Here is a 17,817-nt window from a genome sequence, read left to right as displayed (position 1 = left end):
GGGTATCATTTGTTATTTACCCTCTTTTTCCTGATAGGCAGAGGGCAAAATGCCAAATTCCTCCTTAAAGTAACGGCTGAAATATTTAGGGTTGTTAAAACCTACTTCATAGGCAATTTCCGACACGTGCAGCTGGCTTTCACGCAACAACTGGGCTGCTCTTTTCAACCGGATAACCCGGATAAACTCAATGGGAGTCTTACCGGTAATCTGCAACAACTTCTTATAAAGGTGCACACGGCTCATCCCCAGTTCACGGCTCAATTCCTCTACCGACAAATCGCTTCTCGAAATGTTTTCTTCCACATATTTCACAGCCTTCTCTATCAGCTTTTCATCCAAGGACGTAATGAGTATTTCGCTCGGAGCCGGGTCTATGGTCGATGTTTGTGCAGACCGATGATAACGGCTCAATTCTATCAGTTTCCGGATGCGCAACACCAATACAGTCATGTTGAAAGGTTTGGTCACATAGTCGTCCGCTCCCGTCTCCAGTCCTTTCACTTTCGATTCCACCGCCTGACGCGCCGTCAGCAGGATAACCGGGATGTGTGCCGTACGCTTGTCTCCTTTTATCAGCCTGCACAGTTCGTTTCCATCCATACCGGGCATCATCACATCGCTGATGACCAAATCAGGCTGTAACTCCTGTATCTTAGACAAAGCCTCTTGCCCGTTCGAGGCAACCTCTACCCGGTATTGCAATTCCAGACTATGCCGCATAAACAAACGGAAATCCTCGTTGTCATCCACGACAAGCAAAAGCGGGAAATCCTTCCGGTCGGTTGACGCCATTACCGTCTCCTGCCCTTCATCCATAGGCACACATACCGGTTTAGGCAATTCTGCCTTTACGTCGACATGCCTTACCGGCAAGCATACCACAAATACTGCTCCCGTACCGATGTTATCAAAGACTTCCACCGTACCGTCATGCAGCCTGACAAAATCCCGCACCAGGCTCAAGCCGATGCCGCTTCCCGTCATTTCATCCTGCCCCTTATGCTCTGTCTGGTAAAAACGCTCGAAGATATGTTCCTTTTCACCGTCGGAGATGCCGATTCCTGTATCTGAAACCTTTATCTCGAATACGTTCGAATCGCCTTCCACATACTCCAGCATCACGGTGACACGTCCGCCCTCAGGAGTAAACTTAAAGGCATTGGAAAGCAGGTTCATCACCACCTTCCCTATCTTGTCGGCATCGAAAGCCATCGAAAACGCATCCACCCCCGAAAAGAAAGAAAACCGGATATGCTTCTTGTCTGCCATTGACAAAAACGAATTGCAGACCTCATGGATATACCCCACAATATCCCCTTCCGACAACGACAAGTGATGCCCGCTCATCTCTCCCTTCCGGAAGTCCAGCAACTGGTTGACCAACATCAACAGACGCTGCGCATTGCGATACATCAGCTGCAACACGGTACGCTGCGATTCATCATCTGCCGTTTTCTTCAACAACTCTTCCAGCGGGGCAATAATCAAAGTCAATGGCGTACGCAATTCGTGGCTGATGTTGGTAAAGAAACGGAACTTCATCTGATTGATTTCCTCCTTCCGGGCTGCTTCTTGCTCTATCTGCTGCATGCGGAACTTTTCACGTTCACGCTTCAAAGTCAAACGCCGGGCAAACAACAAGGCACTTACACCTATAATTATATAAAGCAGGTAAGCCCACCACGACAACCAAAAGGGAGGACGCACAATCAATTTCAGTTGTGCCATCTCCTTGCTTTCATAGCCATCGCTATTGACCGCCTTCACCTTTAGTGTATAAACGCCATGATTCAGATTGGTGAATACAAGCCTGTGGATACCTGGTGGAAGCGATAACCAGTCCTTACTGATTCCTTCCAGCTTATACCGGAAAAAGGCCTTTTCCGGCAAGATGAAATTATCCGTAGCCAGTTCTATGGTAAAAATATTCTGCCTGTAATCCAATTCCACCTTACGGACCTTGTTCAAGTCTTCGGGCAATATCAGATTGCCGTCATACGTTTTGCCTACCTCCACCTCCTTGTCAAACAAGGACAGGCCGGAGAACAAGACATTGGGCAACTGCTTATTGTAACTGATTTCACTTGGATTAAAAATATTCAAGCCATACAGTCCTCCCGCCACAATCGTTCCGTTTTTCAGAGTCTTGATGGAACGCAAGTTGAAATCGCAATTCTGAAGCCCGTCCGCATTACCATACACATGCGGTTCAAACGAATAGCCTTCCTCGCCCTGCTGCAACACGTTGATATGAACCATCCTCCGTGTCGATGATACCCACAGATTATGCCCATGGTCTTCAGCAATCCCCGAAATCATCTCCCCTTCCTCGCCTGTAATTTCGGGAAAGTCTCTCAAGACTTGAGATTTCGGGTCATACATTTTCAATCCTTCAAGAGTGGCAATCCATACCAGCCCCCGGCTGTCTCCAAAGACCTGGTTGACCCCAAAATCGTTTCGCTCTCCCGACATCGACGGAACCTTGTAAATCGTCCTGTCCTGCAAGTTCATGCATGCTACACCCACCGTACCAATGACCAGCGTATTGTCAGGCAAAAGGCAAAGCGAATTAATCAGGTTGTCGGGCAAATCCGAATTGGCAGTCGTGTAGGTTTCCATTTTACCAGTTTGCGGATGAAAGCATTGCATCCCTGCATCCAGATACCCAATCCACAGATTACCTTCCCGGTCTTCCACCAAGTCCCAGACATTGTTACTCGACAAGCCATCCGCCATGGTATACCGGACTGTCTTTCCCTTATCCAGACAATACAATCCGCCATTGAAAGTGCCAGCCCATAATTTCCCGTCACGTGCTTTCAGCAGTGCAACAATCGGATTCGAATCAATCCGCCGGGAACCATATTCCTCAAACTTGCGTGTCTTGACATTCCATAAAAGCAACCCGTCATCGTTGGTTCCCAGCCACAACCGATGCGCATCTTCCTGTTCGATGCACGTAATATCGCCCAAAGACTGGAAATGAAACTTGAAAATACTTTCTCCGTAATACGAAAGGCCTTTCTTGTAAGTACCTGCCCATACCAAACCGTTACGGTCGACATAAAGCTGATACACCGTATTATGGCACAAGCTACGTTCATCGTCTGCATGATTTGTCAGATTCACGACCTCGCCAGTCTTTTTGTCGAACACGTCAATGCCTTTATATTCCTTTGCCAGCCAAATGCATCCGGTCTTATCCTGCGTCACCGCATGTACAAAGTCTGTCTGATGTTTCCAGTGAGCGGCCAAATCATCACGCCAGCGTCCGGTTGCCACATCATATACCCACAAACCCGTTACGCTATATATCCATACGCAATCATCAGCATCCGTAAAAAGCGAAAACTGAACGTATTTCCCCTTCGGAAGTTGAGCCGGTATATCATCTCTTTTCCATTTCAGATCCAGTTCGTCACGCCCGATGCAGACCAGCAACCCATTATCATACAACAACAAAATCCCGTCACGGCACTCTCCCACCACACTGATACCCGATACAGGCAAGCCGTTTTCCCGCAATACAAAGACTTTCGGCTTTTCTCCCTGCTTATACCGGTAACACCCCTCTCCGGCAACATACAACCACGTATATCCTTTCTTGTCCACATAGACAGACATTGGATTTTTAGCGTTGCTGCCCAATTGTTTCATGAAACCACTCAAATCATTGACAAAAACCCCCTTATCTTTCTCAAACAAAGCATATCCACGCTCAGTCTTTACCCAAAACATGCCTTCGGGACTCTCACAAATATTCGCTACCACATTATCGGGCAACGAATACGGGTCATTATTCAAATGCCGGAACACGCGGAAAGTATACCCGTCATAGCGGTTCAACCCGTTCCGCGTACCGAACCACATAAATCCGTCCCGATCCTGATAAATAGAATAAACCGTATTGCTGGAAAGCCCGTCGGCTACTTCCAAATGCTTGAACATATAGCGGTGTGCACGACCTCCGGCACATGCCAGTATAATAAACAATGCAATAAGAATCTGTTTTTTCAGCATAATAAGATGAAAGGCTTTGTTTGTTTTCGATTACAAAAGAAACAAAAAAACGAGAAAAAAGCAAGCGCACCCGTTTTTTTCTAAATAAGAAGCCACGGCTCTTTCATTTAAAACATATACAGCTGACATGCACTTACAACCAGCCAATTTACGGATTATTATTGGGCTACACGCACATCTGCTATTTACCAATTATGGAGCACAGACCTCGCAGAAAAATTCTCCTGTTGAAGAAGTAGAAGATACATATTGCTGATGGTAGTAGTGCTTATTTCCATAGAAGGAGCAACAGAAGGTGGAAATTTTGAAGGTTTTAAAATCTTGACTTCAACAGTAGAAGTAGCAAATCTAAATAATATTTTAGTGTTACAATAATCAGTACCAACCGTTGTATAGAGTAAGAGTGTTCATCAGATGTTATGATCAATTTTTGGTTATAGATGGACGGCGTATTGATTTTTCAGAATATTGGCCAGAACATAAGTTTAATATGGAAATAGAAGATTTACCTGCTACCGGAAATTTTGGCGTCGGTAAACAATATACTAGAGAAGTTAGCATATCATTTCTGGGGCGAGAATTTTATGCGGCATGTGTGATGAATATCTATCAAAAGAAATAGTCTTCTTACATCAAAATAAAGCAGCCAGCCCTTGCGGATTAGCTGCTTTATTTATGTGTGGCAGGTATTGCCGCGTAAGTTTAGATTGATTACAATTTCTCAATTTCATCCGGCGAAAGTCCGGTGATTTTAGCGATGGTTCCCGTCGGGATACCTTCTGCTTTCATGCCACGGGCATTTTGGATGTTGTTTTGTCGGATGCCTTCCTGTATGCCTTCTTGCCTGCCTTCTTCCATGCCCTTTTGCCTGCCTTCCCGCAAAGCATCACTTATCAAGGTATTTTCCACACGCACGGCATCCCAAAAGTCATCATACCACCACAGTTGGGCATCGCTGAAGGCGGATTCTTCGATTTGCGTCACCGCCTTACTGATTTCCGGATTCTCTAATAACTCTTTGGGGGCTTGCCGCGTATGCTCGTCTATTTCCGTCAGATACCGCAACCAAAGTACCGCCATTTTCTTGCCTTTGAAATCTTGTGGCTTGAATTTTGGAAGTTCTACGAAGATAAACCTCAGCCCTTCAATCACCTTGTCAGTATGTTCCACCTGCACGATTTTATAGTCGTGGTAAGCCTCCGGCACATCCGGCAGGAAGATGTCATTCACCAAGTTAAGCGAATACACGGGCTGGAGCAGTTCGTATTTGCTCTCTCTGCCTCCAAGCTGGCGCACGTATGCCTTCGAAGCGTTGAACAACACGCGCTGCATGAATGCAGGAGACCAAAGCATCTGCATCTCTACCAGAAACTGCCTGCCCATTTTGTCTTTGCAGCGCACGTCTACGATGCTGTTCTTTTTCAGCGGCGTTTCCGGCACCAGTTCCGGTGTCAGGTATTCGATTTCCGCAATCTCCTCTTCGGGCTCATCAAAAGGCAGCAAGGCATTGAGCAGGCTGATGACCAAGTCGGGGTGTTCGCCGAAAACTTTCTTGAAAGTCAGGTCGGCTTTAGGGTCCAAATATCTCATGTACGTAGTTAATTAGGGTTTGCAACAAAGGTAATGATATATTTTATAAAATGCAATAGATTATAGCCAACCAGAAATGGACTGTGAATATCGTCAAAGCGTTTTTTGCAGGAGCGTATCATAGTCCACAGACATGAAGGCAACAGCAAAAGACACAGGCTTTCGGACATTTTCTTCCTGCTGTAAGAACAAAAGGGACAACCGGCGTGTTCTATCTATAGAACCAATTAAAAACCAATAAGTAATGAAAAAATTAGCATTCTTGACAGTACTTGCCCTATTCGTGACAAGCTGCCACAACGATGACACTCCGGTAGCACCCGAAAACCCAACATCCGACCTGATCAGTCCTGCCATGTACATGGGCATATTCACCCGTGACGGGAACAAACCTTTTACAGGAGTACTGAGCGTAGCTCCCTGCAACGAAAGCACATCCATTTATTATGGAAATTATGTAAACCAGAAACTGACACCCTTCCATGGATATTATTTCATCAAAGACGGTTCCGTTTATCCCAATGCAAACAACCAGGAAGTAAGCCTGCCTGCCGGTACATACGACATGATTTATTGGGGTACGCCTCAGTATACCGAACCCATTTACGCTTATCCGAATGTACGAGAACCCAACTACAGCATCGGTGAAGACTTTACCCAACAAGACTTCAGCCTGCTTGCCATTTCCAATGACACGACCTATTATCCCACTTTCGACCTCGTGCATGCCCGCCGCCCGGTAAATGTCGGGACAGAAGACCTGGACGCAGACCTGCACCGGGTAGTGAGCGGATTGAAAGTAACCTTAAAAGGGAACAACGGAAATGCACTAAGCAATAGTATCACAAACGTAGAAGTACGCGTAACACGTATTGCTGAAAAGTTAAACTTCTATTCAGCCCAACCCGAAGGCAAATCCTGCACAGTAGCTTTCCCGCTGGTCCGCTCCGATGACAATACAGAAATGAGCAACGGCACCGTGATGCTATTCCCTTCTTTCGGCACACCCGAACTCCAAGTCTTCATCACATTGACCAACGGAAAGGTCAAGACATTCAAACAAACACTGAATGCCCCACTGGAAGCCAATAACAAGTTGACACTTGCTATCAGCATCGGCAATATCTTGGAAGAAGAAGATTCGGGCAGCTTCACCGTTGACGAATGGAACGAATCAAACGAAGAAATCAATGTCCCTATCTTAGAATGAACGATATAAAGAAACCATTTGGTTTTGCATGTAAGTCATATTGTTTTTCCAGAAAGCATACTTTTACGTTCTCGATATCAAAACCGTATGGTTTTGAATTGGAAACCGTACGTTCTCGATATGGAAACCGTACGGTTTTCATATGAAAACCATAAATAGAAGCTGGATGAAACGATAATGTAATCCAAATACGGAAACGACTGTTCCGAGGAGAAATAAAAAACGGATGAGGAATACACTCCCGACAAAGCAATATATTCATGTTGAATATCCGCAAACATCCCATGTAGGGGCGTATCGCATACGCCCGAATACGCCAACTAATCCACGTGAATGTTTTCAGGGCGTATGCGATACGCCCCTACAAGGCAATTGGGTGAAATGCGGATATTCAAATTTTTTATTCTATGCATGCCCATTGAATACGGACATAAAAAACAGAGGCAGACTTCACAATCTGCCTCTGCCTATAAATCTCAGCATATCTATGCTGAAACACGCAGGTATAAAATCAGCAAACTTCTCATTGCGGCGCACTGTCGTATACCGACTGCAAGGTGTATGATGCATCCTCGGTAAAGATGCCCCGTTTCATCACGTCAATCACTTCCTGAGCATTATTCAGCATCTCGCCTGTAGCGTGATTGAAAAGTGCCCATGATTGTGTTCCGGTTCCGTCTCCTCCTGCATCCCAATAAAATGGAGGCATCCCATAATCTTTCGCTGCCTTACATACATATTCCAAGTAATACAAACGGAACGATTCCGACAAGTCATCCGCACGGTGTACGCATCCCATCTCGCCGATATAGGCAGGAATACCTTGGTCGATGAACGTTTCTTTCATCTTGGCAAACTGTCCGGTCACATTGTCTTCATCACCCCAATCCGCTTTCAGCGACGGGTCTGCGGTATGCCCCCATTGCGAATAAATATTGTCGGCATTCTCGGTATAGTCTATCGGGTCGTAAAAGTGAACGGCTACCATCAGCCGGTTATCCACCACATCCTGCGGCAAGACAAAGTTTTCTACCGTCAGGTCGATGTTTGTCACATACCCCGGCACGCCCAGGTAACGGGTCTGGTTGTTTCCACCCGTAGCACGCACGGCATCTACAAACACCTGATTCCATTCATTCAGTACGGCATATTGTCTGCCGCCATCCGTACGGTTGTCTCCCCAGCCCCAACTTCCGTCATGGATTTCGTTCATGGCTTCGAACACCAGGAAGTTTCCTTTGTCTGCAAATCGGTTGGCTATTTGGGTCCACATGGCAGCCAGCTGTGCCTTTACCGCACTATTGACCGTCTCATCCGTTGCCGCATCCTTGATATCCAGCCAATACTGGCTGTTCACACCATCGTGGTGAATGTTGATAATGGCATTCAGTCCGGCACTCTCGGCATAGCCTACCACTTCTGCCACCCGGTTCAAGTAAGTCTCGTCGATGGTATAATCGGGAGCTTCGCCCACATGTCCCAGCCATGTAACCGGAATACGGACAGAAGTGAAACCGGCATTTGCCAAAGCATCAAACAAGGCTTGCGTGGCAGCCGCATTTCCCCAAGAGGTCTCATCTGCCACTCCATTATTATGTGCATCCAACTGATTGCCTAAGTTCCATCCCAGTCCCAGACTGGCTGCTATTTCCAACGGCGTTTCTCCCGACACGGCTGCAGCCTGTCCGGCAGCCTGTGTTACAGTAACGGTTTCCGTCAAGTCGCCTAACGTAAACGTAATAGTCCCGGTGCGTTCCGCGCCGTGATTGGCAGATACGGTAAAATGCAAGGTATATTCCGTCATTGCCCGCGCATCGGTCACTTCTGCCTCAGCTATCCACGAGTCATTGATTGTATAGGCATAATCGCCATTGGTGGTCAGCGTAATGCTCAGCGCACCTCCTGCCGCCGGCATATCGTATGCAGTCTGTGCCACAATCAAACCGTCTCCGGCAGTCTGTGTCACCTGCACCGAAGCTGTAAAGCTTCCAGCCACCACCGAAAGCGTAGCCACGCGGTCATCGGTTTCCGAATTAGCATCTACCGTTACATTGTAGGTATAAGTCCCTCTTTCGGTTACACTCACGAATGACACGTTGCACCAAGTCTGATTACTGGTCACTTGTGGTTCAACCGAAGACAAGACAGAAAGCGTGAGTGTGTCACCGGATTTAGGGAAAGTCATTTCCGTAGCAGAAATTTGCGTTTCTCCCGTATAGCCTCCGCCTTCGTCATCCGAACAAGAAGCAAACAAGGCTATCCCCGTCAGCAACAGAAAGAATAATGTCAGATAATTTCGCATAGTTTTCATAGGTTAATCATTGATTAGTAGAAAGGCGCAGGCCCATGCAGTTCTATCCGCATACACCTGCGCCCACAAATATTACAGAATAGAAAGATTATCAATCGTAACCGTTACGGCATCCGGATTTTCTATATCGCTGAACATCTCCTGAAAATCAATGCAGAACACAATGACACCATTGTAAGCTGCCGAAGGGCTGTAGCGAATCGTATAAGTACCGTCACCCTGTACGGTTGTCGTACCTTGACCTTCGCCTACCGACGGCCACCAGCCGTCAGCTGTACACATCAGTTGGGCGGTATAGGCATTGGTTGCAGCCGCACCGGTCAGTCCACTGATTGTAAACGTCAGCTCCATTGAATAATCGAACACAATGGAAGCTGGGTCAAACGGTTGGTTGGAAGCCGTGGAACCATACATGTTATACAATTCGATACGGAAATTATTCGTAGCTTCTTCCAGATGCCCACAAACAATTTTGCTATTGTCTACGGCAATCTCCGTAGCCGTCGGCGTACCGCTTCCGCTACCGGCATTCGGCAAGAAGTGGTAAGCCAAGTATTCGTCTTTCTCCGTACTGCGGTTTCCTAACCACATACCCATCACGCTGTTTCCTGCCGTCTCAATGCTCAAGATACGCAATTGGTTTTCTGCCGTAGCACTGAACATGATGTCACCGCCACCGATATGATAAGTCGGCACACCGGCACTGAACGTATAGATACCGTCTTCATCCAAGGTATAAGTACCGCTGGTAGTCGTTCCGTCCGGCATTTCGAACGTATAAGTCATATCTGCCGAATTCAGTGTCATGCTCAGGTTTTCCAATCCGTCTACTACCGTAGCCCAGTCGGGATAATTGCCTGCGGTAAAGTTGTTCATCAGACTTCCGTCCAGATTAGCCCAGTCAAACGGCACGTCAGCCGACATGGTCCATTTGATTTCACTGGTAACCACTTCCGATACCATATCCTGCCAGCCGTCGGGCAAAGTAGGTTCGGGGTCGGGCTGGTCTTCGGGTACATAATTGTCAGCATATTCTTTCGATACGAAATTCCATATCAGCCACCAGGGTCCTTCACTGTTGTCACGCATCACACCGATACGCAGGTGGTTTTCGTCCAGTTCCAATAGTTGCAGGTCTCTGCGCCAGTTGGTCGTACGGTCGCTCCAGCTTGGCGTGTGCAACAAGTCGCAATCGGTAAAGGTAATGGTATGCGAGTCGGTATTCAACATAAATGTACCGGTCTGAGTCTCATCCGATGAAGAATTATACACCGTCACATTTGCACCGCCTTGCAAGTTGAACGTCATGGTGCTTTCCCAAATGGCATCATCGCCTGTATGTCCTACTCCCGGATCCCAATTGGCAGTCCAGTTGTTCCAAGTCACCGTACCCGAAGGATCGGCGTATGTCAGTTCACCGGCTGCAAATCCGTATTCTCCGTTATCGAAAATCCAGGTTTTCTCCTGATCTACCCCTCCAGTCAGATACGTCCACAGGTCATCATTCACAAAACCTGCATAGAAGCTGTCAATGGTAAAAGTCGCAGTAGGACCATAAACCACACCACCGCGGGTCTGCACACCGAAACGCACTTCGTATTCTCCTTCGAAAGGCATCTGCAAAGTCACTTCGGCTCCTTGTGCACGCCCTTGCGGATGTTCCCAGCATACTTGATAACTGGAAGGCATCAGGCTTCTCAAATAAACGATATTCGGATTTTCCGAATCGTGAGTAATGGTATAGGCAATGCCTTCTACCAAATCTTCAGAAGCTACATCCGGAGCTTCCAAGTCGTATGAATCGGGCGTACAGGCAGCTGTCATACCCATCAGCATCGCCAGCAGCGCCATTTGCAATGTATGTATCAGTTTATTCATAATGTTTCGATTAAAAAATGGTTTGTTAGTTCTTAAGTTTTTGAATTTATCAGTTTTGTAAGCCTCGTCAACTCAAAAACTTAAAAACTTAAGAACTTAAGAACTCAAAAACTTATTATTCACCAACCTGCATTTTGCTTCAATACACCGTTCGACAAGGTAATCTGATTGTTCGGAATCTGCATCAAACCTTGTTTGCTAGTGATATTTGAAGCCGTAACGCTTACATTATCCGGATTGCCACCACTAACTACTGATGTATTTCCCGCAATTTGAGAAGCGGCATAGTCCACACCTTGACGGAGCAAGTCCCAGTAACGCTGCCCTTCGAAAGCAAACTCCAGCATACGCTCGTTCATGATATTTTCCTGCGTAACGGATACCTGACGATAGTAAGTAGACAAAACCAAATCGCCGTTCTCGTCTTCTTCTGTAAAGGCACGCTGGCGTACTTGGTTCAAGTATTCCTGCGCATTGGAGCTTCCCAACTCAGCCGCCATGAGCAACACATCGGCATAACGCATTACCACAAAGTCCTGGTATTGGGAAACCATATAGTCGCCCCCGCTTCCCAATCCAGTGGTTTCATCGGTCAACGCCCATGCACCGGTCGATTCGTTCTGTTCCCATTTCGACATCGGAGTATATTTCTTAATGGTATAGCCTGTATATTCACGCTGGTCATTATAACCGTTTTCATAATTCGGGTCTTCGGCAATACCCTCGCTTAAAAGGTTCACCATAGACGCTTCACGACGTGTATCTCCGGTATTGTAAGCCGTCCACATTTTCGGATTGACCGTACAGATGCCCCAACCTCTTCCGTAAGGTGTCCAATACACATTGATACTACGAATGCCAACATTCACCAGCCAGCGGTTTCCATCATTGTTTCCGTTATAATCAGAAGTATAGTTAAACTTCTGTGCCAATACGGTTTCTTCATTGCCCCGACCGGCGTAAGTAGAATGTTGGGTATAACCGCTCGCAGCATCGCCTTCCCACCAAGTGGAAGCGGGCACCCACAAGTTCTTAAATTGCGGAACCAACGCATATTCGCCTGAAGAAATGACATCTTCCAAACCTTGCAACACAGAAGCACGGGTCACACCTTCTACACTGGGTTCCTTGCCATAATAACCGGTATAGAACAAATAGACACGGGCCAGCAGGGCTTTGGCGGCATACTGGGTGATATGCCCGTCGTTGTTCGCCGCATCGCTCTTCGGATAAGCCGAAGCCGGAATGTTTTCAGCCGCATAAAGCAAGTCGCTGAAGATGACATTATATACTTCATCCGGTTCAGCCTGCGGTCGGTTCTCATTCACCGGTTCGGTAAACAAAGGAATATTCCCCCATAAACGCACCATATCGAAATAGCACAAAGCACGCAGAGCACGACATTCACCCATGTAAGTACCTCTTGTCTCCTCACTTGTCCAAGAAATCTGTTCTTCATGCGCAATCAGTTCATTGCAACGGTACACCGCCGCATAATATCCCGTCCAATCCCCTTCGAAAAGATTCAAATCAGAAGGAGATTGCGTCTGGTCGAAACGGTCAATAATCTGATAATTACGGGCATCCGAAACGCCAGCCCCTCCAAAACACTCGTCAGCCATCAGCTCTGAAGCCATATAAAACGAAGTGCCGTTCGAAACCGTACTTTGCCACCCGTCATAGCATCCTATCAAAGCCCGGTATGCATCGCTTTCCGTCCGATAGAAATTGCCAGTAGTAGATTCTACTTTCGACTCCACATCCAGGAAATCAGCCGTACACGAAGCCAAGCCCATTCCAGCCAACCCCAATGCCATTATATAGATTTTATAGTTGTTCATATTCTTCAATTTTAAGATGATTCGTTAGAATTTCAAATTTACGCCCACCAAGAACGTACGCGGACGCGGATAATAACCCAAATCAACTCCTGATACCCAGTCGGAAGTACCGTATCCGATTTCCGGGTCCATACCGTTATACTTGGTAAAAGTAAAAGCATTCTGTACCTGGAAATACAGGCGTGCCTGACTGATGGCTTTCAAGTTGATAAGTTTTGCAAAGTCGTATCCTACCGTGATATTACTGATACGCAAGTAATCGCCATCTTGAATATACAGGTCAGAGAACTGCCAGTTGATATTGGTATCCGTCACACGCGGAATGCGGTTGCTGGTACCCTCACCGGTCCAACGCCCCAAGATTGCCGACGTATAGTTCGCCTTGCTGTTGGCATGATTACGATATGACTGTACAATCTGATTACCTGCCGCACCGTACGCATTCAATGCAAAGTCGAAATTCTTATAACTGAAACCGAGATTGAAACCATACGTAAAGTCGGGAGTACCGTTACCTAAATCCACTTTATCGTTATCATCAATAGTTCCGTTATGGTCTTGGTCTACATAAATGACATCACCCGGTTGCGGATCCGATTGCAAAACGCCATTTCCGGCTGCAAGCCAATCATCAATCTGTTGCTGGTTCTGGAATATGCCAGCTGTCTCAAATCCCCAGAAATAACCTATCGGATGACCGTTAGAAGCGCGATAAAATTCTGGAGTATTGTCATAAAGCATATTCACATCGCCATGAATGATACCGTCCTCAGTCGGTATATTTCCCACCTTATTCTTATTATACGCACCGTTGACACCTACATTATACTGGAAATCACTTCCGATTTGGTCGTTCCAAGTCAAAGCTAACTCGATACCGGTATTCTTTACATCACCGCCATTGATATACGGAGCGCCCGTACCTGCCGTAGCAAGAATCGGAGCTTCTACCAGCCAGTCTTTCGTGGTCTTGATATAGAAATCAGCGGTCAGGCTCAACCGGCTCCGCAAGAAACGTGCATCGATACCGATGTTGGTCTGCTCTGATGTTTCCCACGTAACGTCTTCATTGGCAAGACGGCCGGGATAAGCTCCCCAGAAACCGGATTGCGCATCTGCACCTACCTGATTACCGAAAATGTAATGCGTGTTGCTGGAAGTAATCGGAGCAGTGTACTGGTAATTGTCGATGTTCTGATTACCTACCTGACCCCAGCTGACACGGAGTTTCAAGAAGTCCAGCCAATCGTGTGTGTCTTCCATAAAAGCTTCGTTTGAAATCGTCCAACCTGCCGATACTGAAGGGAACACGCCATAACGGTTTCCACGAGCGAAACGGGAAGAACCGTCGGTACGTACCGTAGCGTTAATCATATAAGTTTCTTTCCAGTTCCATCCGAAACGGGCGAAATAAGAAACAGTGCGGGTCTCATCATTCGGATGACCGGCCACTCCCAAACCGTTATCGGCACTGGTAGCTGTACCGTTGTCGAGGTACGCATGATCCCAATCATCAAACCCATCTCGCAACATACCGGTAGTTCCTCTCAGGTAAGTACCTGAATAACGGCTCATTTCCATACCCAACAAAGCGTTGAACGCATGTTCGCCCACCGTCCAGTCGTAGGTTGCCGTATTGGTCCATGTCATCGTCAAGCCGTGCGACATGTTTTGGGCAGCACTGGTACGTGTATTGTTGAAACTATAAATAGAGAACTGGTACAACGGAGAGAAACTGCGGTATTCGTTCGTTGTATATACAGCACCGAATACGGTACGGAACTTCAAGTTCTTAATGGGTTGCAATTCGGCATACACATTACCCGAGAAAGTCACGTCCTTATTCTCGTTATTGCTGTTGGTCATCATGCTTCCGTAAGGGTTGCCATCTGCATTATACCAATCCGAGTTGGTCGTATCGTTATAAGGTGAATCATAAATGTTGTTGTCGCTATAAATAGGCGCCAACGGGGAAGTACCGAACGCACCACGCAATGTATTATTATATTGATTACCTACTGAAATACCGTTGTTCATCTTATAAACGAAGCTGACCTGCTCTCCTACCTTCAACAAGTCGGAATCCTTGAAAAGCTTGTGTTCCGAATTGATACGGAAGTTGTAACGTTCGTAATTCGATACGTCCTTACCACCTACGATACCTTCCTGACTCATATACCCTAACGACATCGCGTAAGTAGAAGTTTCCGAACCTCCGGTAATGCCCAGCGTATAGCTCTGTGTCTGGGCATTGTTCTGGAACATCGAGTTTACCCAGTCGGTGTCATACACATTGCCGTTGGCATCGTAAATGCTCTCGTACGAGCTCCAGTCATAGGGCGCATTGCCCGAATTGACCGCCTGTTCGTCCATAATCATCATGTACTCCTGCGCGTTCAGCATGTCCGCCTTACGTGCCTGGGTCTGCCAGCCATAGTAAGCATCAAACGAAATCTGCGCCTTGCCTGCCTTACCGCTCTTGGTGGTAATCAATACCACACCGTTAGCAGCCTGCGCACCATAGATAGCGGCAGAAGCGGCATCTTTCAACACATCGATGCTTTCGATATCGGCCGGATTCAACGTGGAGATATCACCGCCTACTCCATCAATCAGATACAGAGGAGAAGCATTTCCCACCGTACCCAAACCACGGATACTTACTTTCATCGATTCGCCCGGCTGACCAGAGGTAGACGAAATGTTCACACCCGGCGTCTGTCCTTGCATCGCCTGCAAGGGGCTGTTGGTATTCATCTTCGCCAGCGTCTCGCCTTTCACCTGCACCGTGGCACCGGTGACCAATTTCTTTTTCTGCACGCCGTAACCTACTACGACTACTTCATCCAAAGTTTCCGAATCTTCTTCCATCACCACATTCAAGGTTTTCTGATTGGTAATTTGAATTTCTTGGGTCTTGAACCCGATGTAAGAGAATACCAACGTCTGGCCGGAAGCTACACTGACCGAATAATTTCCATCGAGGTCGGTAATAGAACCATTGGATGTTCCCTTCACCTGAACGCTGACGCCGATAAGCGGCAACTGGTCAGCGGCCGAAGTAACAACACCCGAAACAGTTAGATTTTCTTGTGAAGCCGGAGCGGCGTTCACACCACTTGCAGGGAAGCATAGAAGCATCGCCATAGCAAGAAAACACATGTGCACGAATGTGCACTTTCTGAATAAGTGTTTACTCATGGTACTTTGTTTAATAGTTAAAATTACATTATTCTATATGCCCCGATAGAATCGCACACATACGCTTTCTGCATCGAGAGCACCACAAATGTATTGCATATTATGAAAAACGGAGGGATGCATTTGTTTCCCGATAGGATATGATTTGTTTTTTCACCTATTTAATAACTTTTCAATCCCTACAACACATATATAAGCATCCGCCCACGCACGTATTTGCAAGCGCCGATGATGATACCTGCACAAGCCGGCGATTATATATGCGAACTTACCGGCACGGAAACGGCATCTTGTCACAAGATTCCCGCACGCTCTACTTCTTTTATCCAAAGCTCCGACATGCGCCGGTGTCCTGCAGGTGTGGGATGAATGCCGTCCCATATCCAATATGTGTCCCGCGAAGAAGGTTCTTCACGCAAGAGGGTTTCGAACATTTCATCGTATGGCAAATACACCGCCTTGTACTCAACGGCTATCCGCTTCACGATGCGGGCAAGGGTATGCACCAGACTATCACGCAAGGCAAATCCTTCCGATTCCTTCATCGAACCCGTGAAAGCCGTAAAGGGAGCACCCAGCACCAGCTTCAGGTTGGGATTGGCACGTAAAGAACGGTCGAGCAAGGCACGGTAACGCTTCTCCCACCCCAAGGTATCGAAAGGCTCGGCGTGCGGTCCTCCTATATAATAATGTATATCGTTCGTACCTACCAATACAGAAAGTATATCGGGCTTCAAGGCTATGGCATCTTCTTCCCACCGCTTCTCAAGGTCGGCAAGCGCATTGCCGCTGATGCCCCGGTTGAAGAACTCGTATCCCTTGCCGGGATATTTGCTCTGATAATACGAGGCACACAGATACATGTACCCGCTTCCGTAGATGTGGTTCATGTCCCACAAGTTCCGTCCGGCGGAAGGCATCGCACTTCCATCGCTATTTCCCCAATTCCCGTCGGTAATAGAATCGCCGATAAACAATATCCGAAGCCCTTGCCCATACATGGGGCAAAGGCAAGCCAGCCAAAGCAGGCAAATCCATATTCGTTTCATATCCTATCAGATTAAAGTCACGCAAAAGTAATGATTCTCCTGTTTCACGCAAGACTTCCATCGCATCCTACAACATTTCATACCCCATTTAAAAACATCCTGCCCATAGGAAATACTGAGAATACCCTTCAAGAGACTGAAAAAAGATTATCTTTGCAGCGGATAATTAAAAAAGCTGTATCTGATTGATACACAGAATGGAATTGAAGAGTGTGAGATTTTAGGTAACGATTTAGCGACATTCAGAACGCTCTGACTTGCTGCGGTTTACCTCATAGATTCAAACAACTCTTTCGTATTTGCAAAGATACATTTTTTATCCCATAGCACCAAATCATTACCTATTTTTTAGGGATATTACTGTTACCTCGTTCTGAAAACGGCTTCCGGCTTGATGTGCGTAAGCCCATTTCAGAAACGGCACAAGCAAAGAAAAGCCCACGACGACCACAATGTCACAAGTGACACCGCCATCGTCGTGGGCACTTCTTTTATATGCTTGTGCAAAACGGACAAGTCCGTTTTATCCATTTTCTTTTTCTCGTCTTCTTTTGGCAGCCGAAATGCCACCGGATGCAGGGCACGGCAAGCGTGAATCTGCACCTGCGACTATTTCCGGCTGTCATGTCTTCCCTGTCCTCAAACCGTCTTGCCATGCTTTTGCCAAACCGGGCATGGCAGACAAGACCGTTTGAAGACATGTGCCGTCGGCAG

Annotated in this window: 9 protein-coding genes; 2 read left to right on the top strand and 7 right to left on the bottom strand. The window is 46.9% G+C overall.

The window, feature by feature from the left end:
• Positions 1 to 12 precede the first annotated feature (12 nt).
• The gene (locus B5F25_RS04965; protein WP_087248011.1) at positions 13 to 4,023 is read right to left on the bottom strand and encodes a two-component regulator propeller domain-containing protein; all 4,011 of its coding nucleotides are present in this window, start codon (positions 4,021 to 4,023) and stop codon (positions 13 to 15) included.
• Positions 4,024 to 4,513: 490 nt separating this feature from the next.
• On the opposite strand from B5F25_RS04965, the gene B5F25_RS22625 reads away from it, so the two are divergent.
• Complete coding sequence (locus B5F25_RS22625) at positions 4,514 to 4,645, top strand: hypothetical protein (RefSeq protein ID WP_255376587.1); 132 nt, start codon at positions 4,514 to 4,516, stop codon at positions 4,643 to 4,645.
• Positions 4,646 to 4,734: 89 nt separating this feature from the next.
• Here the strand turns inward: B5F25_RS22625 and B5F25_RS04960 are convergent, their stop codons facing one another.
• On the bottom strand, positions 4,735 to 5,613 hold the full coding sequence (locus tag B5F25_RS04960; protein ID WP_087248009.1) for an Rpn family recombination-promoting nuclease/putative transposase: 879 nt from the start codon (positions 5,611 to 5,613) through the stop codon (positions 4,735 to 4,737).
• Between the two features lie 244 nt (positions 5,614 to 5,857).
• Here B5F25_RS04960 and B5F25_RS04955 point away from each other — a divergent pair, with 244 nt between their 5' ends.
• Positions 5,858 to 6,823, top strand: a complete 966-nt coding sequence (locus B5F25_RS04955) for a FimB/Mfa2 family fimbrial subunit (RefSeq protein ID WP_087248007.1) — start codon at positions 5,858 to 5,860, stop codon at positions 6,821 to 6,823.
• Positions 6,824 to 7,346: 523 nt separating this feature from the next.
• On the opposite strand, the gene B5F25_RS04945 is transcribed toward B5F25_RS04955, so the two are convergent.
• The 5 genes from B5F25_RS04945 to B5F25_RS04925 form a co-directional block, all read right to left on the bottom strand.
• A complete protein-coding gene (locus B5F25_RS04945) occupies positions 7,347 to 9,134 on the bottom strand; it encodes a cellulase family glycosylhydrolase (protein WP_241148358.1) in 1,788 nt (595 codons plus the stop codon).
• A gap of 72 nt (positions 9,135 to 9,206) precedes the next feature.
• Positions 9,207 to 11,012, bottom strand: a complete 1,806-nt coding sequence (locus B5F25_RS04940) for a hypothetical protein (RefSeq protein WP_087248002.1) — start codon at positions 11,010 to 11,012, stop codon at positions 9,207 to 9,209.
• A 119-nt stretch (positions 11,013 to 11,131) separates the two neighbouring features.
• On the bottom strand, positions 11,132 to 12,853 hold the full coding sequence (locus B5F25_RS04935) for a RagB/SusD family nutrient uptake outer membrane protein (protein WP_087248000.1): 1,722 nt from the start codon (positions 12,851 to 12,853) through the stop codon (positions 11,132 to 11,134).
• A 24-nt stretch (positions 12,854 to 12,877) separates the two neighbouring features.
• Entirely contained in the window at positions 12,878 to 16,054 is a 3,177-nt protein-coding gene (locus B5F25_RS04930; protein WP_087247998.1) for a TonB-dependent receptor, read from the bottom strand.
• Positions 16,055 to 16,347: 293 nt separating this feature from the next.
• On the bottom strand, positions 16,348 to 17,103 hold the full coding sequence (locus tag B5F25_RS04925; protein ID WP_022038983.1) for an SGNH/GDSL hydrolase family protein: 756 nt from the start codon (positions 17,101 to 17,103) through the stop codon (positions 16,348 to 16,350).
• Between the last annotated feature and the right edge of the window lie 714 nt (positions 17,104 to 17,817).

This window comes from Bacteroides sp. An19 (assembly GCF_002160215.1).
GTDB classification, from domain to species: Bacteria; Bacteroidota; Bacteroidia; order Bacteroidales; family Bacteroidaceae; genus Phocaeicola; species Phocaeicola intestinalis.
The sequence above is the reverse complement of the archived record's forward strand: the minus strand, read 5'-3'. Positions and strand labels throughout refer to the sequence as shown.

Coding starts and splice junctions, on each gene's coding strand:
- B5F25_RS04965 (WP_087248011.1), bottom strand. CDS start 4,023: ATGCTGAAAAAACAGATTCTTATTGCATTGTTTATTATACTGGCATGT.
- B5F25_RS22625 (WP_255376587.1), top strand. CDS start 4,514: ATGGAAATAGAAGATTTACCTGCTACCGGAAATTTTGGCGTCGGTAAA.
- B5F25_RS04960 (WP_087248009.1), bottom strand. CDS start 5,613: ATGAGATATTTGGACCCTAAAGCCGACCTGACTTTCAAGAAAGTTTTC.
- B5F25_RS04955 (WP_087248007.1), top strand. CDS start 5,858: ATGAAAAAATTAGCATTCTTGACAGTACTTGCCCTATTCGTGACAAGC.
- B5F25_RS04945 (WP_241148358.1), bottom strand. CDS start 9,134: ATGAAAACTATGCGAAATTATCTGACATTATTCTTTCTGTTGCTGACG.
- B5F25_RS04940 (WP_087248002.1), bottom strand. CDS start 11,012: ATGAATAAACTGATACATACATTGCAAATGGCGCTGCTGGCGATGCTG.
- B5F25_RS04935 (WP_087248000.1), bottom strand. CDS start 12,853: ATGAACAACTATAAAATCTATATAATGGCATTGGGGTTGGCTGGAATG.
- B5F25_RS04930 (WP_087247998.1), bottom strand. CDS start 16,054: ATGAGTAAACACTTATTCAGAAAGTGCACATTCGTGCACATGTGTTTT.
- B5F25_RS04925 (WP_022038983.1), bottom strand. CDS start 17,103: ATGAAACGAATATGGATTTGCCTGCTTTGGCTGGCTTGCCTTTGCCCC.